This is a genomic window from Sporosarcina sp. P3 (genome assembly GCF_002743415.1).
GTDB classification, from domain to species: Bacteria; Bacillota; Bacilli; order Bacillales_A; family Planococcaceae; genus Sporosarcina; species Sporosarcina ureae_A.
The window spans coordinates 110,264-130,393 of the sequence record NZ_PDZE01000005.1; the positions used below are offsets into that span (position 1 = coordinate 110,264).

18 protein-coding genes and 1 riboswitch are annotated in these 20,130 nt (G+C 46.6%); of the genes, 15 read left to right on the forward strand and 3 right to left on the reverse strand.

Translation table 11 applies throughout. The annotated features are described in order from the left end of the window. Nucleotides 1-4: 4 nt before the first annotated feature. Nucleotides 5-640 carry a hypothetical protein gene (locus CSV61_RS08095; RefSeq protein WP_099638807.1) on the reverse strand — a complete coding sequence of 212 codons (636 nt, stop codon included), beginning with the start codon at nucleotides 638-640 and terminating at the stop codon, nucleotides 5-7. Nucleotides 641-657: 17 nt separating this feature from the next. After that, entirely contained in the window at nucleotides 658-2,712 is a 2,055-nt protein-coding gene (locus tag CSV61_RS08100) for a transglycosylase domain-containing protein (RefSeq protein WP_099638808.1), read from the reverse strand. Between the two features lie 158 nt (nucleotides 2,713-2,870). Here CSV61_RS08100 and CSV61_RS08105 point away from each other — a divergent pair, with 158 nt between their 5' ends. From CSV61_RS08105 to CSV61_RS08165, 13 genes are all read left to right on the forward strand, one after another. Next, nucleotides 2,871-3,287 (forward strand): YwiB family protein, encoded by a 417-nt coding sequence (locus CSV61_RS08105; RefSeq protein WP_099638809.1) that lies wholly within the window; start codon nucleotides 2,871-2,873, stop codon nucleotides 3,285-3,287. After that, nucleotides 3,284-4,951, forward strand: coding sequence for an arginine--tRNA ligase (gene argS / locus CSV61_RS08110; protein ID WP_099638810.1), 1,668 nt, complete (start codon nucleotides 3,284-3,286; stop codon nucleotides 4,949-4,951). The genes CSV61_RS08105 and argS overlap by 4 nt, the downstream gene beginning before the upstream one ends. A gap of 217 nt (nucleotides 4,952-5,168) precedes the next feature. After that, nucleotides 5,169-5,295: riboswitch (cobalamin riboswitch) on the forward strand. A gap of 140 nt (nucleotides 5,296-5,435) precedes the next feature. Further along, nucleotides 5,436-6,422, forward strand: a complete 987-nt coding sequence (locus tag CSV61_RS08115; protein WP_099638811.1) for an ABC transporter substrate-binding protein — start codon at nucleotides 5,436-5,438, stop codon at nucleotides 6,420-6,422. Then, a complete protein-coding gene (locus CSV61_RS08120; RefSeq protein ID WP_099638812.1) occupies nucleotides 6,415-7,407 on the forward strand; it encodes a FecCD family ABC transporter permease in 993 nt (330 codons plus the stop codon). Before CSV61_RS08115 ends, CSV61_RS08120 begins: the two co-directional genes overlap by 8 nt. A 2-nt stretch (nucleotides 7,408-7,409) precedes the next feature. Further along, nucleotides 7,410-8,882 (forward strand): adenosylcobinamide amidohydrolase, encoded by a 1,473-nt coding sequence (locus CSV61_RS08125; RefSeq protein WP_099638813.1) that lies wholly within the window; start codon nucleotides 7,410-7,412, stop codon nucleotides 8,880-8,882. Further along, nucleotides 8,882-9,835, forward strand: a complete 954-nt coding sequence (cbiB, locus tag CSV61_RS08130; protein ID WP_099638931.1) for an adenosylcobinamide-phosphate synthase CbiB — start codon at nucleotides 8,882-8,884, stop codon at nucleotides 9,833-9,835. Before CSV61_RS08125 ends, cbiB begins: the two co-directional genes overlap by 1 nt. Then, nucleotides 9,822-10,895, forward strand: a complete 1,074-nt coding sequence (cobD, locus tag CSV61_RS08135) for a threonine-phosphate decarboxylase CobD (RefSeq protein WP_099638814.1) — start codon at nucleotides 9,822-9,824, stop codon at nucleotides 10,893-10,895. The genes cbiB and cobD overlap by 14 nt, the downstream gene beginning before the upstream one ends. After that, the gene (locus CSV61_RS08140) at nucleotides 10,877-11,449 is read left to right on the forward strand and encodes a bifunctional adenosylcobinamide kinase/adenosylcobinamide-phosphate guanylyltransferase (protein ID WP_099638815.1); all 573 of its coding nucleotides are present in this window, start codon (nucleotides 10,877-10,879) and stop codon (nucleotides 11,447-11,449) included. The genes cobD and CSV61_RS08140 overlap by 19 nt, the downstream gene beginning before the upstream one ends. Next, a complete protein-coding gene (locus CSV61_RS08145) occupies nucleotides 11,446-12,264 on the forward strand; it encodes a cobyric acid synthase (protein WP_099638816.1) in 819 nt (272 codons plus the stop codon). The genes CSV61_RS08140 and CSV61_RS08145 overlap by 4 nt, the downstream gene beginning before the upstream one ends. A gap of 12 nt (nucleotides 12,265-12,276) precedes the next feature. Next, the gene (gene cobS, locus CSV61_RS08150; protein WP_099638817.1) at nucleotides 12,277-13,041 is read left to right on the forward strand and encodes an adenosylcobinamide-GDP ribazoletransferase; all 765 of its coding nucleotides are present in this window, start codon (nucleotides 12,277-12,279) and stop codon (nucleotides 13,039-13,041) included. Continuing rightward, a complete protein-coding gene (locus CSV61_RS08155) occupies nucleotides 13,002-13,595 on the forward strand; it encodes a histidine phosphatase family protein (RefSeq protein WP_099638818.1) in 594 nt (197 codons plus the stop codon). The genes cobS and CSV61_RS08155 overlap by 40 nt, the downstream gene beginning before the upstream one ends. Then, on the forward strand, nucleotides 13,547-13,930 hold the full coding sequence (locus CSV61_RS08160) for a bifunctional adenosylcobinamide kinase/adenosylcobinamide-phosphate guanylyltransferase (RefSeq protein ID WP_099638819.1): 384 nt from the start codon (nucleotides 13,547-13,549) through the stop codon (nucleotides 13,928-13,930). Before CSV61_RS08155 ends, CSV61_RS08160 begins: the two co-directional genes overlap by 49 nt. Before the next feature lies 1 nt (nucleotide 13,931). Then, nucleotides 13,932-14,513, forward strand: a complete 582-nt coding sequence (locus CSV61_RS08165) for a cob(I)yrinic acid a,c-diamide adenosyltransferase (protein ID WP_083034924.1) — start codon at nucleotides 13,932-13,934, stop codon at nucleotides 14,511-14,513. A gap of 412 nt (nucleotides 14,514-14,925) precedes the next feature. On the opposite strand, the gene CSV61_RS08175 is transcribed toward CSV61_RS08165, so the two are convergent. Further along, nucleotides 14,926-16,125: an iron-containing alcohol dehydrogenase gene (locus CSV61_RS08175; protein WP_099638821.1), complete on the reverse strand. Its 1,200-nt coding sequence runs from the start codon at nucleotides 16,123-16,125 to the stop codon at nucleotides 14,926-14,928. Nucleotides 16,126-16,547: 422 nt separating this feature from the next. Between CSV61_RS08175 and CSV61_RS08180 the strand changes: the two genes are divergently transcribed. After that, a complete protein-coding gene (locus tag CSV61_RS08180) occupies nucleotides 16,548-18,776 on the forward strand; it encodes a (Fe-S)-binding protein (protein ID WP_099638822.1) in 2,229 nt (742 codons plus the stop codon). Between the two features lie 156 nt (nucleotides 18,777-18,932). After that, nucleotides 18,933-20,123, forward strand: a complete 1,191-nt coding sequence (locus CSV61_RS08185; protein ID WP_083034927.1) for an acetyl-CoA C-acetyltransferase — start codon at nucleotides 18,933-18,935, stop codon at nucleotides 20,121-20,123. Nucleotides 20,124-20,130: the final 7 nt, after the last annotated feature.

Below are 20,130 nucleotides of genomic sequence, written 5' to 3' on the forward strand. Positions count from 1 at the left end.
GAATCTACTTGTGGTGCTCATGCTTTGTGGTTAAGCGCTCTATGCTGTCGGCCGAGCGCTCATAGTTTGTCGTCATCCGCTCTATCTTGGCAGCTACCCGCTCAATCCGAAGCCTGTTCCGCTCAAACATCCACGCTATCCGCTCAATCCTGCCGGTCAACCGCTCATACTTTGCCGTCCGCTCAATCGCAAGCGCTAACCGCTCTATCAAAGCAACCACCCGCTCATAGCTACCAGCCATCAGCTCTATACAAGCGTAAACCCGCTCAAACATCCGCGATATCCGCTCACTCCTGCCGGTCAACCGCTCATACTTTGCCGTCCGCTCAATCACAAGCGCTACCCGCTCAATCAAGGCAACCATCCGCTCATAGCTACCAGCCATCCGCTCTATACAGGCGTAAACCTGCTCAAACATCCACGCTACCCGCTCAATCCTGCCGGCTAATCGCTCATACTTTGCCGTACGCTCAATCGCAAGCGCTACCCGCTCAATCAAAGCAACCACCCGCTCATAGCTACCAGCTATCCGCTCTATACAAGCGTAAACCCGCTCAAACATCCACGCCAACCGCTCAATCTCACCAGTCAACCGCTCAATCTCACCAGCCAACCGCTCAATCCCAAGCCAACAAGCCAAACCCACTCCACCCAAAATCACTCAAAAAATGAAAACGGGAATAACTCCATTTTAGAATTTTCCTCTTCCCCCGAATGCTGTTCTCTCAACGAGCGATCCGTACATAACTTCTTCGGTACATCTTTATCCTTCACATAGATCAATCGTTGCTTCGCACATTCATTGACAGCAATTCCGCCAGTTTCGATGTCTACAATGACACCTTGCACGCCGGAAGGGGGGACGAATGGTTGCGGTGCTGTACCTTCATGCGCCGCTTCCATAAAATCAATCCACACTTTTTTCGAGACAGATTTATCTTCCAAATTCTCGAGTTGCTTGCCACGGTCGAACCCCGTCCAAATTCCCGCTGTTAATGTGGGCGAGAATCCAATCAAATACTGATCTGTTATCGTTGTTCCGGACTTCGCCGCATAAGGCCGTGTTTGTTTAGGTCGCATGGATAGACCCGTAGAGGTTAAATAATCATTAAAGACGGGGTCGAACATCCCTGTCATCAAATGCGTCAACACAAATGCGTCTTGTTCCGACATCGCTTGCTTTGGTTTCTTCGAAGAATGCTCATAGACCAGTTTCCCGTTCGCATCCGTAATCGATAGAATCATTTGGGGTTCGACTTGTTTCCCTTTTGATGCAATCCGATTATACGCTGTCGTCATCTCGAACAACGTCACATCGGAAGTGCCGAGAGCAACTGCAGGGGATTCGGGAAACGTGACGTCGATTCCGAGTCGTTGCGCCATTTTCGTGTAGGGCTTGTAACCAACTTGCTCAAGCGTTTTGACTGCATAAATATTATCCGAAATCGCAATTGCCTGTGCCAATGAAATCGGCTTCGCCGCAAACTCATCGTTAATATTGCTTGGCTCATATGTCGAACGTCCGTCATCATACGTAAACAGCGTTTTTTCAGCCGTCATGAACGTTAAAGGATTCATGCCTTTTTCCAGTGCGGCTGCATAAAGGATCGGCTTCATCGCAGATCCTGGCTGACGTTTCGCTTGAGTCACACGGTTGAAGGAGCTTTCGCCAAAATCCACACCACCTATCATGGATGTAACAAAGCCTGTGTCTGCGGCCATTGAAATGAATCCTATTTGCAAATCATTTTCAGGCATCGCTTGTTTAATTGCTTGTTCCGCTGCTTGCTGGTGCTGTTGATTCAACGTCGTTCGGATTTGCCAACCACCTTCCGCGGGTGCTCGACCTTTCGAAGCGAGGATGTCTTCTGCTTGTTGCCACGCAGCATCCAAAAAATAAGGTGCCACTTGCTTCATATCTTTCCAACTATCAGTCTTGAGTACAATTTCCTCTTCTATTGCGCGTTCTTTTTGTTCAGTAGAAATATAGTCATAGAGCTCCATTTGATTCAGTACGAGCAATTGACGATCACGTGAATTTTCGGGATGATCAAGTGGCGAATAAATCGAAGGGCCTTTTGCGATCGCCGCAATCGTAGCCGCTTCTTCTAAAGTCAGATCTTTTGCTGCCTTGGAGAAATAAAATCGACTCGCTGCTTCCACTCCATACATTCCATGGCCGAAGTAGACGGTATTTAAATAACCTTCCAAAATCGTATCCTTGTCATAGAAAATTTCCAGTCGATAGGCAAAGAGTGCCTCATGCAGTTTCCGTGTCCATGACTTTTCGTGCGTCAAATATAAATTCCGCGCATATTGCATGGTAATCGTACTCGCTCCTTGTGCTTTACTCATCGTTTTGACATCTTTCAGAATTGCACCCGCGATCCGTTTGTAATCAAATCCATTATGCGAATAAAATTTCTTATCTTCCGTTGCAACGAAGGCATCCGAAAGAAAAGGGGACATATCGGACAGCTTCATCCAATAACGTCGATGTTGTGAAAAATGATCCCCGATCTGATGTCCGCTATGATCGAGGAACAATGAAGCCTTTGGTACGCTCAATGAAGGGGCACCAAGTACTTGAGCATATATTCGAAGAGCGATTAAGACAGTTAGAATCGCGGCTATAGACGTGATCGACAGAGATAGTGCGATCTTTTTCCATTTTTTACGATTTGTAGATTTTATATAATCGGTACGTTTCACTACATATCACATCCCGTTCCATTCAGTATCTTTTGACAGTATGGGACGGTTGTGAACGGATTAAACGGTTCGTAGGAAAAGTTTAGACGTGTAACATTGAAACTACCGCCAGAAGAAGTGTATAATGAGTGAATCTATTTACATAAGGCGGTGAACGAATGGAAGCGCCAAAAATGGAAGTTCAGCTCCGTTCCGTTATTCAACATCCAGACCAGCAAGCGGAAACGCATACGATGCAGGCGACTGGAGAACTCATTGAGAAAAAAGGACAGGCCTACTTATTGTTTGAAGAACGAACAGAAGGAATGCCGCCGGTCCGAACAACGGTGAAATTACATGCCGATGATGCCTTCATCATGCGTAAGGGCGGCGTTCAGATGCGATTGCCGTTCAGACAGGATGATACGCGTTTCGGTACATACGGTAATGGCCCTGCCGTTATGGATTTAGCCGTTTATACCAAACAACTGGAGTGGGTACCTGGACGCTTTACGGTAGCGTACGACTTACATTCAGACGAAAGTTTATTAGGAAAATATCATTTGACAATAACCTACTCGGAGGTAACACAATGAATGCAGTAGAGCAGATTCAACATGAAATAAAAGTAGCATTGCACGAAGCAATTGAAAAAGCACAACTAGTCGAAGGAACAGAAATTCCAGAAATCAAACTGGAATCACCAAGAAGTAAAGAAAACGGCGACTATGCGGCGAATATCGCTATGCAGTTGACGAAACTAGCAAAAAAGCCACCACGGGCGATTGCGGAAAGTATTTTGGAGCACCTCGACACGACGAGCACAGCAATTGATACCATTGAAATCGCTGGACCCGGCTTCCTCAATATTCGCTTGAAAACAGACAGTCTCGGGGATATCGTGAAATCCGTTCTTGACCAAGGAGTTGACTACGGTCGTTCCGACAGTGGACAACAACAGAAAATTCAAGTGGAATTCGTATCAGCCAACCCAACAGGCGACTTGCACTTAGGGCACGCACGCGGAGCATCACTTGGAGATTCACTATGTAATATTCTCGACAAAGCAGGCTATAACGTAGCGCGCGAATACTATATTAACGATGCTGGTAATCAAATAAACAACTTAGCATTATCTATCGACGTTCGGTATTTTGAAGCACTTGGCTTAGAAAAAGAAATGCCAGAAGACGGCTATCGTGGTGCGGATATCATCGCGATCGCAAAAGATCTCGTCGAACAATACGGTGACAAATATGTCCATGTACCAGAAGAAGAGCGGCTTGCATTTTTCCGTGAGCACGGATTGAATATCGAACTGGATAAACTGAAGAAAGACTTAGCGGACTTCCGCGTTCATTTCGATAACTGGTTCTCGGAAACCTCTCTATATAACAACGGCAAGATCGAAGTCGCACTTACTAAACTTCGTGAAAACGGCCATGTCTATGAAGAAGATGGTGCCACTTGGTTCCGCTCCACTACATTTGGCGACGACAAAGACCGTGTACTGATCAAGCAAGACGGTTCATTCACATACTTAACACCGGATATCGCGTATCACCAAGACAAGCTAAGCCGCGGATTCGATAAACTCATCAATATTTGGGGAGCAGACCACCACGGATATATTCCGCGTATGAAAGCGGCAATTCAGGCACTTGGCTATGACCGCGATACACTCGAAGTAGAAGTGGCACAAATGGTTCAGCTTTATAAAGACGGAGAAAAATTCAAGATGAGCAAACGCACGGGAAAAGCAGTCACACTACGTGAATTGGTGGAAGAAGTAGGCTTAGACGCTGTACGTTACTTCTTTGCGATGCGCTCAGGCGATGCACAAATGGACTTCGATTTAGATTTGGCGGTATCCAAATCCAATGAAAACCCTGTCTACTACGCACAATACGCGCACGCACGTATTTGCTCGATCTTACGTCAGGCAAAAGAGCAAAACGTAGAAGCATCAACAGAACACGTCACGCTATTGCAAGACGAAAAAGAGCTAGAGCTATTGAAGAAACTCGGAGATTTCCCGAAACTAATCAGCGACTCGGCTCGCATGCGCGCACCGCACCGCGTGACGACATATATCCAAGAACTAGCAGCTACATTCCATAGTTTCTACAATGCTAATAAAGTGCTGGATCCGGAAAACAAAGACCTTTCCGAAGCACGTTTAGCTTTGATTACAGCAACAAAAACGACGATTGCGAACGCGTTGAAATTGGTTGGCGTGGAAGCACCTGAAAGAATGTAATATATCGAACATGGCCAGGCGGATTTCCTGCTTGGCTTTTTTTATGTCTTTGTAAAGTGGAGAGGAAAAAGAAGATACTGTTACGCTGCGTTTCAGGCGGACGCTCACCGCAGGCCACCGGGAATGCGCTTCCTTACTGGAGCCTTATTCCCAAACGCTCCTCAATCTCCGCCTTACCCTGTACAACCAAGACTATTATCGCTATAATAAAGCATAATTACATATCTTCTGAAAAGGTTCTCAAAACTTGAGATGAAAAGCGAAATCGGTTCAAATCCGATGCGGTCCCGCCACTGTATGTGCCATGCACAAGCCAGGTCACCTGCCTTTTTAGAAAATGAAGTTCCGCAGCAACCTACGAGGATAGGTACAGTGGAAGAAGTCACGCGCTGACTTCATCCTACCTCATCCTTCGAACTTTTGAAGGTTTTTTTTATGTCTGCGACTTGCGTAATGAAACACACATATTAGAGGAGGAACACACATGAAGAAGTTTTGGCAACTGATGCTAACGGCAATGCTTGCAGTACTACTACTCGCGGCATGCGGAAGCGACAGTGAAAAAGAAGAAACACCGGCAGATGAAAATCAAGCTGGCGAAGAAGCGAACACGGAACAAGAATCAACGGATGCAACGAGCTATCCCTACACCTTGACGGATGCCACTGGCGAAGAAATGACATTTGAACAAGCGCCGGAAACTGTCATTTCATTAATTCCGAGCAATACAGAAATTTTATTCGGAATTGATGCAGGAGATCAAGTGATCGCGGTAACAGAAAACGATGACTACCCTGAAGAAGTAACGGAGCTTGATACAGTAGGGGACTTTACGGTTAACGTGGAAAAAGTCATTTCATTGGAGCCGGAAGCAGTGTTCGCAAGTGAAATGATGATGGGTTCAAGTGAAGAAGGATTGAATCAAATTCGCGAAGCAGGCATCCCTGTAATCGTCGTGCAGAATGCAGGGTCATTCGACGAGACATATGAAGTGATTGAACTGATTGGTGAAGTCATGGACAAAAATGTAGAAGCCAATCAAATCGTCGAAGATATGAAAGCAAAAGTGGCAGATATCAAAAAGAAAGCAGCAGACATTACGGACAAGAAACGTGTGTCTGTTGAAAACTCCGATGCGCCTGAAATTTATACGCCAGGAAAAGGGACATTCCCACAGCAATTCCTAGATATGATCCACGCTGAAAACATCGTGACAGAAGAAGGCTGGATCATGATCAGCCCTGAAACGATTGTAGATGAAAATCCGGATGTAATTTTGGCTATGTATAGTTATGTTCCGAATGTCATAGAAAATATTAAAACGCGTGACGGATTTGATACGGTTACTGCGATCAAAGAAGATCAAGTTATTCAACTGGATGAAAACATCACAAGCCGTACGGGTCCACGTTTAGCTGACGGATTAGAATTGTTTGCAAAAGCAGTCTATCCAGAGGTATTCGGTGAATAAAACCGCCCTCGCCTATGTCGTGTCGATGGCCACATTGCTTGTGGCCATCTGGCTCGGCGTATCGATCGGTACAGTGAAAATACCAATAGAGACGCTATGGAATCAATCGGATGCGACCGCAAGTAATATACTGTGGAAGATCCGCATGCCCCGTGTGTTGCTGGCGGGAATCGTCGGTGCATCACTAGCTATTTCAGGAGCCGCTTTCCAAGGGCTATTGAAAAACCCATTAGCTGATCCTTACACCCTCGGAGTGTCATCCGGTGCCTCTGTCGGCGCCGTGATCACACTCTTTTTTGGTATTTCACTACCGGTTCTGGGCGCATTCACCTTACCTGTATTTAGTATGATCGGTGCCGCCGTGACGATGTTTCTAGTAATCGGTTTCGCTCGAATGGTCGATCGGTCAATGAAAATGGAAACGATTATTTTAACAGGTATTATTTTCGGTTCATTTCTTGGCTCCGTGCTGTCGCTGATGATCGCGTTAACGCAAGAAGAACTCCGTCAGATCGTTGGGTGGCTGCTTGGTAGCGTATCGATGCGCGGTTGGAATTATATTCTGATGGTACTGCCGTTTTTCATCATCGGTTCCTTCATGCTGTGGCTCAATCGCCGTGAGTTGAACGCTTTATTATTCGGTGAAGAACGCGCACATCATCTCGGGGTCAATGTCAAACAGCGTAAATTGATGATTTTGCTAGGTGGTTCGGTCTTAACGGGTTCTGCTGTTGCAGTGTCTGGGACCATCGGCTTTGTCGGTCTAGTGGTCCCTCATATGACGCGCATGCTATGGGGGTCCGATCACCGTCATGTTCTGCCGTTATCACTATGTAACGGTGCTTCCTTATTGATCATTTGCGATCTCGTGGCACGAACGATCATTTCACCGGCTGAATTACCGGTCGGTGTCATTACAGCATTCATTGGCGCTCCGGTGTTTGCTTATATCTTTTACAAACAACGTAGAAAAGGGGCGATGTGAAGATGTTGCAAGTGGACAATCTTTCGGGGGGCTACGGCAAAGAACCGATTGTGCGAAATGTGTCGTTCCACGTGGAAAAAGGAGAAGTTCTTGGAATATTAGGGCCGAATGGTAGCGGAAAATCCACGTTATTGAAAATCATCTCGGGAATTTTGCCGAAACAAAGCGGTAAGGTCATGATTGCCGGTAAACCTTCGGGCGCCTATACTCAAAAGCAATTTGCGCAGCAAGTAGCCGTCTTGCCACAGCTTCATGCCCATGCGTTTTCTCATAGCGTCAAAGACACTGTCGCTCTCGGTCGCTATCCGTATCAGTCGGGGATTTTTTCGAGTTGGTCGGAGCTAGACGAGCAAGCAGTGCAAGAAGCGATGAACTATACAGGCGTCACGCGATATGAAAATACCGCTATTGAATTATTATCTGGCGGTGAGCAACAACGTGTATTCGTTGCCCAAGCACTCGCCCAGCAAGCACCTATTTTATTATTGGATGAACCGACAAACCATCTAGACATCGCGCATCAGCAACAATTGCTCGATACGATCCGCAATCAAGCGAGACAGAAGGGGATCACGGTCATCTCAGTATTTCACGACATCAATTTGGCCGCACTCTATTGTGATCGCTTATTGCTGCTGAAGAACGGGGAAGTAGCATCAATTGGTGTGCCGCAAGACGTCGTACTGGAACAAGAAATTCATCATGTGTACGACGCACGCGTCAAAACGCAGCCTCACCCTGAAATGCCGAAACCTCAAATGACGCTATTGCCGAACTTGCAAGAAAAGGTGGAGCTGTTTAGTGTGAAGAAAGCAGACGTAAAGATTCGTGAAGATCACGTATTGTTGCAATCCAACCAACCACTGAAGACCATTTCTTCAGCGGTCCATAATGCGGGGCTTGGTTGGTACCGGACATTCGTCAATCGAGGTGTACGTGCAGATTATATGATCGATGACGTACAACGCGAGAATACGGAATACTTACGTGCGCTAGGCTATCATTTGACAGATACAGTTGCGATGATGACGGCGGTTAGTCCGGAGCACGTTGAAGTGGAAGAATACGAAGGACCATTTGGCTCGATTGTCGTGGCAGTGACAGCAGGTGTCGGAAACGCGGTCGATGTTTCGAAGTCGTGGCAGCGTGAAAATATTCCGTACATAGGGACGATCAACACATGGGTATTCATTAATGGCGAATTAAGTGAAGAAGCATTCGTCCAAGCATTGATTACCGCAACGGAAGCGAAAGTGAAAGCACTGCAAGATGAGCGAGTAAAGGATCCTGAATCCGGCACGGTCGCTACCGGTACTTCGACAGACAGCTTGCTGATCGCATCGACACAGCAAGGGGAATACTTGCCGTACGCTGGACCGATTACGCAACTCGGAAAGTTGATCGGTAAAGGGGTATATGACTGTACGGTGCGGGCTATTCATTCATATCGAGCAGCAGTAGGTGAGCACGTATGATCCCAGCGCATTTCATAGCGATTGCGATCGGCATGGTGCTCGACCGGTTCATTGGTGATCCACCTAACTGGCCCCATCCAGTCAAATGGCTAGGCACGACAATCAGTAATTTGACGAAGCTATTAAATAAAGGGCGTATGCGGACAATAAAAGGTGCGATTTTATGGTTACTTATTTGCATGACGACATTTCTACTAGTCATCTGGCTCGTGAGTATCGCATACCGTCTGCATCTAATCGCAGGCATCGCAATCGAAGCGCTACTCATTGCGGCTGGACTTGCGCAAAAGAGTTTGCGTGATGCGGCATTCGTAGTCTATGAGCCGTTGAAGATAGGAGATGTAAGCGAAGCGCGTGAGAAGCTGAGCTGGATTGTCGGCAGGGATACGGAGAAGCTCGATGAGAGTGAGATAGCCCGTGCGACGATTGAAACAGTTTCGGAAAACACGTCTGATGGCATCACAGCCCCCTTATTTTGGGCATTCTGGCTAGGGGCACCGGGCCTGTGGTTGTATAAAGCGGTCAATACACTCGATTCTATGATCGGGTACAAAGATGAGCGTTATCGTGCATTCGGAAAAATTTCAGCGCATATGGATGATCTTTTTAACTGGATTCCTTCTAGAATAACAGGATTGCTTATTCTATTGTTCACTTCGAATGAAGGTGGACATTCTTTTACACAGCGAATGAGTGGCTGGTTAGGCGATGCCAAAAAACATATGAGCCCGAATAGCGGCTATTTGGAAGCGGCAACTGCTTGGCAACTCAATATCCAATTAGGCGGACGCAGTACATATCGAGGAGTCGTATCGGAACGAGCGGTACTAGGCCCGGCAGTCATTGCGAATAAAGAACATATCCGCTCCGCTACGTATCAAATGCAAGTCGTGTCTTGGACTTTCTGGTCACTCGGCACAGTAATAGGGGGGATTTTCTATGCGATTGCCTGAACACGGTGCAAACAGTAAACGATTATATACATCCATGAATATCTCGATGCCTGATGAAGTGCTCGATTTCAGTGAGAACTGCAATCCGGCAGGACCTCCATCGTCCGTAGTGGAAGCGTGGCCTACGTTGATTTCGACCCTCAACAGCTACCCCGATCCAGACGGTCAGCCGTTTCGTTCGGCAATTGCGGAATTTCATCAAGTGGACGAACAACAAGTTCTTGTAGGCAATGGGGCTGCGGACATACTATCTTTGTTAGCAGGCACCTATCGTGGAAAGCGAGTTCTCCTAATTGACCCAACCTTTTCCGAATACCGTGCCACGCTCGAAGTGAACGATGCAGAGGTCGTGTCGCTTCAAGCGAATGAAACAGAAGGATTTCTATTACCTATGCGTCAAATTCTGGAAGCACTACCTGAAGCGGATGCGCTGTATATGTGCACGCCTAATAATCCGACAGGCTTGTTGCCTTCAAAAGACGAGCTACTAACGATTGTAGACGCAGCTAAGAAGAGTTCAACAGATGTGGTGTTAGATGAAGCATTCATTGATTTCGTCGATGAATCAAAGTCCTTTATTCCGCATGTCGCGAACTATCCGAATGTATTAATTGTACGCTCGATGACGAAAATGTACGCGATTCCTGGCATCCGCCTTGGGTATTTAATTGCCCATTCCGAGCGAATCAACACGCTTGCGCAACGAGCTTCCCATTGGCATGTCAACGGACTCGCTGCTGAAATCGGTGTACTATGTCTGAAGGAAAAAACGTATCGTCAACAGGCGATTTCACATGCGCAAATGGAGCGCGTGAAGATGACCCAGTTCTTGCGCTCACATGGCTGTGAAGTACTCAATTCTTCGGCAAACTACCTCGTCATGAAACCTCAGCAAGAGGCGAAGAAGCTATATCAAGATTTATTGAAACAAGGCATCGTCTTGCGTCACTCTGAAAACTTCCGCGGGATGGATGGGCGCTGGTTACGGATCGGCATGAAGTCCGAACCGATGATGGATACACTGCGGGAGGCGATGGATCAATGGTTCAAGCAACACTAACATTCGTCAGTGGCGGTGCGCGCAGTGGGAAAAGTGCGTATGCAGAACGTCTGTTGACGAGTCAAACGGCAAGTCGCCTCGTCTACATCGCATCCGGTGTAGCAGCCGATGAAGAGATGAAGCATCGGATTCAGCAACATAAAGAAGATCGTCAACAAGCCAATTGGCACACAATTGAGCAACCGAAAAACCTTCATGAAGTGTTGCCGCTTCTAAAGCCAGGCGATCTCGTATTATGGGATTGCCTCACTACGTGGCTCGCCAATGAAATGTATGAAGGGTACGAAGAAGGTGCTCCGTGCGTTCAACGACCAGGCTGTCTGGAACAAAAACAAGAACAATTACTGCAGACGTTAAAGCAAATGAAAGAAATCGTCTCTCATCTAGTCATCGTGTCAAATGAAGTCCTCGATGAGTGGCCGCATTACGAAAAAGAGACGGAAATCTACCGCCAAACGATCGGCATGCTTCATCAACAACTGGTGGAGTTTGCTGATCACGCAGTGGAAATGGATCACGGCATGCCCATCGTTTGGAAACGAGAACGTATATGAACGGAGTAATGATCGTTGGCACTGCGTCAGACGTTGGTAAAACGATGATTTGCACTGCGCTATGCCGACTGCTTGCGAATGAAGGTGTCCAGGTAGCCCCTTTCAAATCACAAAATATGTCCGGCTTCTCTGAGACATTAGCAGACGGACGTGAAATAAGCCGCTCCCAGTTCCAGCAAGCACAAGCCGCCCGCACACAACCGATCGTTGAAATGAATCCGATTTTGATGAAGCCGCAAGAAAACATGGAGGCTGACGTTCTACTGATGGGCGTCCCGCTTGAGACGATAGAGGGGCAAACTTTTCGTAAGGAGTGGTTCGACAAAGGTCTGAAAACGATTCAACAAGCGCTAGACTATTTAGCCGATCACTACGATACGCTAATTATCGAAGGAGCAGGGAGTATCGCTGAAGTAAATTTAATGGACCGTGAACTAACCAATATGCGCGTCGCGGAACTGGCGGATGTGCCTGTCATACTAGTCGCAGACATTTCTAAAGGCGGTGCGTTTGCATCGATTGTCGGCACGCTTCAACTTCTGTCAGAAGAAAGACGTCGGCGTGTCAAAGGAATTATCATCAATAAATTTTACGGAGACGCTTCTTATTTTAAAGAGGGAGTGAAATTTATTGAACAATACACCGGAATTCCGGTTGCGGGTGTCATTCCTGTCTTGGAAAATCACGGGATTCCAGAAGAGGATATGGATCGTGCCACGCTTCCTGCAACGGAAGGTGTTGACGTATACGAACAATGGGCGGCACACGTCAAGCAACATATCGACTGGCCATTCGTTCAATCTATTTTGGCGTAAAGGAGCGAGAAGATGAATAGCATTTTATTAGCGCTCCAATTTTTCACGTCGCTACCTGTTCATAAAGAACTGCCGCTAGGGAAAAAAGAAGTATCGGGCATGTACATCGCGCTGCCGTTTGTCGGTGGAGGAATCGGTCTACTGCTGGCGGGCGTTGCGTATATCATGAGTGATTTCAATAGTTTCCTTGCAGCGGTACTTATTTTGTTGGCGGGACTTATTGCGACTGGCGGCTTGCATGTAGATGGTTTTGCAGATCTAGGTGATGCATTCTTTTCCTATCAAGATCGTGAAAAACGTCTGACCATCATGGATGATCCACGACTCGGGGCATTCGGGACGCTATCGTTACTCGTGTTACTCTGTTTGAAAATCGGCTTGTTCATTGAAATTCTACAGCTTGTAAACGGTTGGGCGTTGCTCGTGGCAGTGCCGATTCTCTCTCGTGCCGCATTAGTAGGGTATTATACCTTAACGAAAACCGCGAAACCAAGTGGCATTGCATTCTTTTTTAAACAACATTTCCTACGCGGGCGGATGCTAGTCGCATCGAGCACCACCAGCTTCGTAACAATTATTTTGTTAAGTATTCAATTCCACGCTATTTTATTACTCCCCGTGATCCTAATCGTCATCTGTTTGGCCATCTGGTTTTACCATCGCTGGACGATCAAACATTTCGGCGGTGTCACCGGGGATTTATGCGGGGCATTCATTGAAGGAATGGAGGTGGTCTTATGGTTCGTCCTTATCGTATATTTCTCATTCGCCATTTAAAAACAACTGCGAATGCACAAAAAGTCTATTGTGGGTGGACAGATAGCGGCTTGGTTGCAAAAGAAGGAGAAGCCATTGATTTTCCAGTGCCAGTTCAACAAGTAACGGGTAGTGATTTAATTAGAACTCGTCAAACAGCGGCCATTTATTTTCCGAACATCAACTTTACAGCAGATCCACGCTGGCGAGAATGTAATTTCGGTGACTTTGAAGAGCAGACGTATGATCAATTGAAAAATGACCCCGACTATCGCAACTGGCTAGACGATGCGTGGAACACACCACCTCGCAACGGGGAAACATTGCAACAAGTAAAGTCACGCGTGTTGGAAGCGCTAGCTGAATTGCCAAATGAAGCAGTCGTCGTGACACATGGCGGTGTGATCCGGGTCGTGCTGGATACATTCGCGCAAGACAATCGTTCATTTTGGGACTGGAACGTAACGAACGGATCTATTTGGCAACTCGAATGGGCTAGCGCGGAAGAATTCAGGGAGGGGAAGCCATGCACGTCTTTATCGGAGGTGCCTATAACGGCAAAACGGACTATGTGAGACGTTGGATTGGCGATTCGCCGGCATGTTTCTGTACAATGGATACAACAGCGACCGCTAAACCCGGTGAATCACTCGTTATAACGGATATACACGAGTGGCTGATGACTACTGACATAACAGAAAAAGAAGCTAGCAACACAGTACGCGAGATTAGCGGACCGAACACCGTTTTCATTTTGACGGAAATGGGGCGGGGCATTGTCCCGCTCGATGCACAGCAACGAGAACTCCGCGATCGATGCGGCCGTCTGTACCAGCAATTATTTGCAGAAGCAACAACTGTCACAAGAATTTGGTATGGAATTCCTCAAACAATTAAAGGAGTGAAGTGAAATGAAAATCTATACGAAGACTGGCGACAAAGGAACGACTAGCTTAATTGGTGGGCGCGTCGCAAAAGATGACTTACGCGTCGAAGCATATGGCACGATCGATGAACTGAATTCATTCATTGGTAAAGCTATGACAGAACTTGATGGAGAGAAGTTTGCAGATATCCTGACTGATCTCGAGACGATCCAAAATGAATTATTCGACGGTGGCGGCGACTTAGCCAACGTTATGAAAGAACGCCATTACAAACTCGACGAAGAACCGATCACAGTTCTCGAAAACCGAATTGATAAGCTGATGGAAGAAGCACCCGAACTAGAACGCTTCATCCTGCCGGGCGGCTCACCAGCTGCGGCAACATTACACATCGCACGTACCGTCACACGCCGCGCAGAACGTGTAACTGTCACACTGATGAACGCAGCAGACGACGTATCGCCAGTCGTTGGACGCTATTTGAACCGTCTATCGGACTACCTATTCGTAGCAGCACGCATCGTGAACGCCCGTCTCGGCATTTCAGACAATGAATACGTCCGCAGCGCAAAAGTATTCCGCACGAACGAGAAAAAGGATAAATGATCATGAATAAACAAGGCCCCCTGGTTAATGCCAGGGGGCCTTGTTTTTCGTGTGGGGCTCAATGTGTTGGTGTATTCGCTCTATGCCGGGGCTTAAGCGCTCAATCCGCTCGCGTATCCGCTCAATACCGAGGCCTAAGCGCTCAATCCGCCCGCGTATCCGCTCAATGCCGAAGCCCAAGCGCTCAATCCGCCCGCGTATCCGCTCAATACCAAGGCTCAAGCGCTCAATCCGCCCACGTATCCGCTCAATGCCAAAGCCCAAGCGCTCAATCCGCCCGCGTATCCGCTCAATACCAAGGCCCAAGCGCTCAATCCGCCCACGTATCCGCTCAATGCCAAAGCCCAAGCGCTCAATCCGCCCACGTATCCGCTCAATGCCGAAGCCCAACCGCTCAATCCAAACAACCTCATCAAACCCGAATCACATCATACAACTCCGTAAACTCTCTCTTACTCAAAATCTTCGGCACAGGATACAGCGGATTCGCTTCCGCGGAGGCACGTTTAACCATCAAAGGAATATCCTCAACCATAATTCCATCCACTTGCTTCGGAATATTCATTGCATGATTCAACGCCCGAATTTCCTCAATAAACTTCTCGGCTTTCATTTGCTTCGTATCCGAATGATGTGTAATGCCGATTAGATCAGCTAACTCGGAAAGCGGTTCGTGTACACATTTGCCGTAATACTCGAGTGCGTGTGGTAAAATAATCGCGTTCGCTAATCCGTGTGGCATGCTGTAAAATCCACCGAGTGTGTGTGCAATAGCGTGGATATTTCCAACATACGCTCGAGTAAATGCTTTGCCAGCCAAATAAGAAGCCCGTTGCATATTCGTTCGCGCGATCAAATTATCTCCATTACGATACGCTTCATATAAGTTAGCGAATACCAACTGCACTACTTCACGGCTATCTTTCCACGTTTCAGTTGTATTACTATTCCCAATATATGCTTCCACCGCGTGCGTTAACGCATCCATTCCAGTAGCGGCGGTAATCGCTGGCGGCAATTTCATCGTCAACAATGGATCAAGTACAGCGTAGTGGGGGATCAGTGATGTATCATTGATCGCATACTTCTCATGTGTCTTACTATTCGTCACGACAGCGGCAAGCGTGGCTTCACTTCCAGTTCCCGCTGTCGTCGGTACCGCGAATAACGTAGGGATTTGCTTCCGTACATGGAATAAACCTTTCAACTCGGGAATCTGTTTCTCGGGTCTCGCAATTCTCGCACCCACTGCTTTTGCACAATCAATCGGAGAACCGCCGCCGAACGCAATGAGTGCTTCGCATTCATTCGCAACGTATAATCTCCGTGCTTCTTCAATATTAATGATCGTGGGATTCGCGACAGTTTGGTCATACACTAAGTATTTGATTCCAAGTGAATGGAGACCGACTAGCATGACGTCTAACAAGCCGAGTTTCGCAATTTCGCGATCTGTAATTATGAGCACGCTGTGTATTCCAAGACTTTTCACTTTTCCTGCAAGATTTTCCAAGCTACCAGGTCCAACTAGCAGCTCAGGCTCCCTCCAAGGTAAATGATCCATTCCCGCTTTGAGTCCTTTTTGAAATAATCGCGCATACAATCGATACATAATGAAAACTCCTTTCCGATGCTAGCAACACATTATGAAAACGTTATCATGAAATAGACGAATTTGCTATATTGTTATACAATAAAGTTAGAACATTCCAACTGATCGGATACTACTAATATGCTAGACGTGTAGTGAGTACATTTTCGCTAATTTAGAACAGATCTGCGTCCTATATAGAGTGGTAAATTAAATTTACAATACGATCAAGCCTATACTAGTAGGTTTAGATGAGGGAATTATTATAATAAATAAATAATTGCTTGACAAAAAGGTCTTTCAGCCATAGTAAGAAAATAAAAAATAAACTTTCAAAAACAGTTGACTGAATGATCATTCATTATTACACTATATATAGAATATTATTGAAAGCGGTTTCTCAAAGGGGATCTCAAGTAGAAGAAATGGAAGGGGAATAAGAGATGAATATACTACTCATCGCAAACTGGATATTATTTGTAGCAGTCGTCTTATACGGCTTGGGTCTATTCCTATACCTATTAAAAACTCGCTACGAATTCATCCGACTGGGGAGAAAAGAAGAATTCGATAATGACGTCAAAGCGCGTCTGAAGAAAATTTGGGTGTATGTATTTGGACAAAAGAAACTATTGAAAGATAAAAAGAGTGGGGCTATCCACGTCATGTTCTTTTATGGCTTCCTACTCGTGCAATTTGGTGCAATTGATTTGATTTGGAAAGGTTTAAAGCCAGGATCACATCTACCACTTGGTCCGTTGTATCCGGCATTTACATTCTTCCAGGAAATTGTTGTATTCGTTATCCTAGTAGCGGTCGTATGGGCATTCTATCGTCGTTACATGGAGAAGCTAGTTCGTCTAAAGCGCGGCTGGAAATCCGGTCTAGTTCTTATATTTATTGGACTACTTATGCTTTCCACACTGGTAGCTAACGGTGCGAACATGATTTGGCACAATGAAGGCACTACATGGACAGAGCCAATGGCATCGATCATCGCCACTGTATTCAGCGCGGTTCCGACAGGCGTAGCTGTGACGATATTCTTTGTCGGTTGGTGGGTACACTTACTGACATTGCTGACGTTCCTAGTGTATGTACCACAATCTAAGCATGCGCACTTGATCGCAGGTCCGGCGAACGTGTATTTCCACCGTTTAGATCACGCGGGACGTTTGAAGCCGATCGATTTTGAAGCACTTGAAGAAATTGAAGACGAAGAGGACATGCCACCACTTGGTGTAGGCAAGATCACGGACTTCACACAAGCGCAAATGATTGACTTCTATGCATGTGTAGAATGTGGACGTTGTACAAATATGTGTCCAGCAACGGGTACAGGTAAAATGCTGTCGCCGATGGACTTAATTACAAAGCTACGTGATCATCTAACAAACACAGGTGCCATCATGACGAAGCAACAGCCATGGGTACCTCAACTAATGTTCAAAAACTCACAAGGAAATCAATTGGCCCTCGCTGCTACGGCAGAGGGAATGACAATGGACGAACTCTACAATCCTTCATTGATCGGTGACGTCATCACGGAAGAAGAAATTTGGGCATGTACGACGTGCCGTAACTGTGAAGATCAGTGTCCGGTAATGAATGAACACGTAGATAAAATTATCGATCTTCGTCGTTATCTTGTGATGACGGAAGGGAAGATGAACCCGGATGCTCAGCGCGCGATGACGAACATCGAACGTCAAGGGAATCCGTGGGGCCTTAACCGTAAAGAGAAAGAAAACTGGAGAGACGCACGTCCAGACTTGCACATCCCGACAGTAAAAGAAGCGAAAAAAGCTGGAGAAGACTTTGAATACTTACTATGGGTTGGTTCTATGGGAGCGTTTGATAACCGCTCACAGAAGATCGCTCTATCATTCGCGCATTTATTGAATGAAGCCGGTGTGAGCTTCGCGATTCTTGGTAATAAAGAGAAGAACTCCGGAGACACACCACGTCGCCTCGGAAATGAATTCTTATTCCAAGAGCTCGCAACAGCGAATATCGCGGAATTCGAAAAAGCGAACGTCTCGAAAATTGTGACGGTCGATCCGCACGCCTATAATATCTTCAAAAATGAATATCCTGATTTCGGACTGCAAGTCATCGTCAAACACCATACCGAGTTGCTACACGAACTAGTTATGGCAGGCAAGCTAGTACCGAAGTATGAAATCGATGAAGTCATTACATTCCACGACTCTTGTTATCTAGGTCGCTATAATGATGTCTATGATCAGCCGAGAGAAATTCTTAAAGCTATTCCAGGCGTTCAGTTGGTGGAGATGGAACGTAACCGTGAAGACGGTATGTGCTGTGGAGCAGGTGGCGGTATGATGTGGATGGAAGAAGATACAGGCCAGCGCGTCAACGTAGCACGTACTGAACAAGCGCTTGAAGTGAGCCCAGGAATCATTTCATCAGGTTGTCCGTATTGCTTGACGATGTTGTCTGACGGAACGAAAGCCGTTGAAGTCGAAGAACAAGTCGGCACATACGATATTGCTGAACTATTGGAACGCTCGATCTTTGGAGAACACCAAACAGTCGTTGAAACTGAAGAAGTAGTAGAGTTGGAGGAAGGGATTTTAGAACCTGAGTTAGCTGTAACGGTTGAAACAGGGGATGGAACACCGGAAACCGACGATAGAAAACAAGATTAAAATTATTGCGAATATCGTGTCAATACCGTACAATTAAGATATCTAAAACGCTAACAATTGAATGAACTATTAATAAGAGGGTCTATACGCCCTCTTATTTAGTAGTAAGATATCGAGCGAGCGTTCAGTCAGTAAACTACTAGGGGGAATAGGAAAATGAGAACAGTAATCTTACAAGGTGCTAGAACACCATTTGGAAAATTAAGCGGTGCATTACAATCACAAACGGCAAGTGATCTTGGTGGTATCGCTATTAAGGAAGCGCTTGCACGGGCTGGAGTACAAGGCGATCAAGTAGACGAAGTCATCATGGGGACGGTTTTACAAGCAGGGCAAGGCCAGATTCCTTCTCGCCAAGCAGCTGTTAAAGGCGGTATTCCGTACGGCGTCAAAACGGAAACAATCAACAAAGTATGCGCTTCCGGAATGCGCAGTATCACACTTGCTGATCAGTTGATCCGTCTTGGGGATGAGACAACGATTGTCGCGGGTGGTATGGAATCAATGACCAACGCACCGTACTATGCAAATGTTCGTTCAGGTTTGAAAATGGGCGATAGCACATTGGTAGATGGCATGATTTACGATGGATTGACGTGTTCATTCTCTGAAGGCAATGTCCACATGGGCACATACGGAAACAGCACAGCAAACGACTTCTCTGTAAGCCGTGAAACGCAGGACGAATGGTCGTTACGTAGTCATGAACGCGCACTTGCAGCGATGGATAATGGATTATTTGAAGAGGAAATCGTTGGCGTCAGCATTCCACAGCGCAAAGGCGATCCAGTCGTTGTGACAGAAGATGAAGGCCCACGTAGAGGCAGTTCACTTGAAGCGTTGGCGAAACTACGCCCAGCTTTCGGCAAAGAAGGCAGTGTCACGGCTGGAAACGCACCTGGCATTAACGATGGCGCATGTGCGGTAGTGTTAATGAATGAAGACGAAGCGAAGAAGCAAGGCAAAGAACCACTTGCTGTGATTCTAGGCCACGCGGAAGTTGCTATCGAACCGGAACGTTTCCCTGAAACACCAGGCCACGTCATCAAAGCGTTACTTGAGAAAACAGGTAAAACAGCGGACGACATTGATCTATATGAAATCAATGAAGCATTCGCAGTCGTTGCGCTTGCGAGCTCACAAATCGCTGGACTGGACGAAGAAAAAGTGAACGTTAATGGTGGCGCAGTCGCACTAGGACACCCAATCGGTGCAAGCGGAGCGCGTGTCGTTCTGACACTGGCAAATGAATTAAAACGTCGTGGCGGTGGAATCGGAATCGCAGCAATCTGTTCAGGTGGCGGTCAAGGCGATGCCATCATGATCGAAGTACCAAAAACTAACTGATCGGGGG

Coding starts and splice junctions, on each gene's coding strand:
- argS (WP_099638810.1), top strand. CDS start 3,284: ATGAATGCAGTAGAGCAGATTCAACATGAAATAAAAGTAGCATTGCAC.
- CSV61_RS08140 (WP_099638815.1), top strand. CDS start 10,877: ATGGTTCAAGCAACACTAACATTCGTCAGTGGCGGTGCGCGCAGTGGG.
- CSV61_RS08105 (WP_099638809.1), top strand. CDS start 2,871: ATGGAAGCGCCAAAAATGGAAGTTCAGCTCCGTTCCGTTATTCAACAT.
- CSV61_RS08175 (WP_099638821.1), bottom strand. CDS start 16,125: ATGTATCGATTGTATGCGCGATTATTTCAAAAAGGACTCAAAGCGGGA.
- CSV61_RS08180 (WP_099638822.1), top strand. CDS start 16,548: ATGAATATACTACTCATCGCAAACTGGATATTATTTGTAGCAGTCGTC.
- CSV61_RS08165 (WP_083034924.1), top strand. CDS start 13,932: ATGAAAATCTATACGAAGACTGGCGACAAAGGAACGACTAGCTTAATT.
- cobD (WP_099638814.1), top strand. CDS start 9,822: ATGCGATTGCCTGAACACGGTGCAAACAGTAAACGATTATATACATCC.
- CSV61_RS08115 (WP_099638811.1), top strand. CDS start 5,436: ATGAAGAAGTTTTGGCAACTGATGCTAACGGCAATGCTTGCAGTACTA.
- CSV61_RS08185 (WP_083034927.1), top strand. CDS start 18,933: ATGAGAACAGTAATCTTACAAGGTGCTAGAACACCATTTGGAAAATTA.
- cobS (WP_099638817.1), top strand. CDS start 12,277: ATGAATAGCATTTTATTAGCGCTCCAATTTTTCACGTCGCTACCTGTT.
- CSV61_RS08155 (WP_099638818.1), top strand. CDS start 13,002: ATGGTTCGTCCTTATCGTATATTTCTCATTCGCCATTTAAAAACAACT.
- CSV61_RS08160 (WP_099638819.1), top strand. CDS start 13,547: ATGCACGTCTTTATCGGAGGTGCCTATAACGGCAAAACGGACTATGTG.
- CSV61_RS08145 (WP_099638816.1), top strand. CDS start 11,446: ATGAACGGAGTAATGATCGTTGGCACTGCGTCAGACGTTGGTAAAACG.
- CSV61_RS08125 (WP_099638813.1), top strand. CDS start 7,410: ATGTTGCAAGTGGACAATCTTTCGGGGGGCTACGGCAAAGAACCGATT.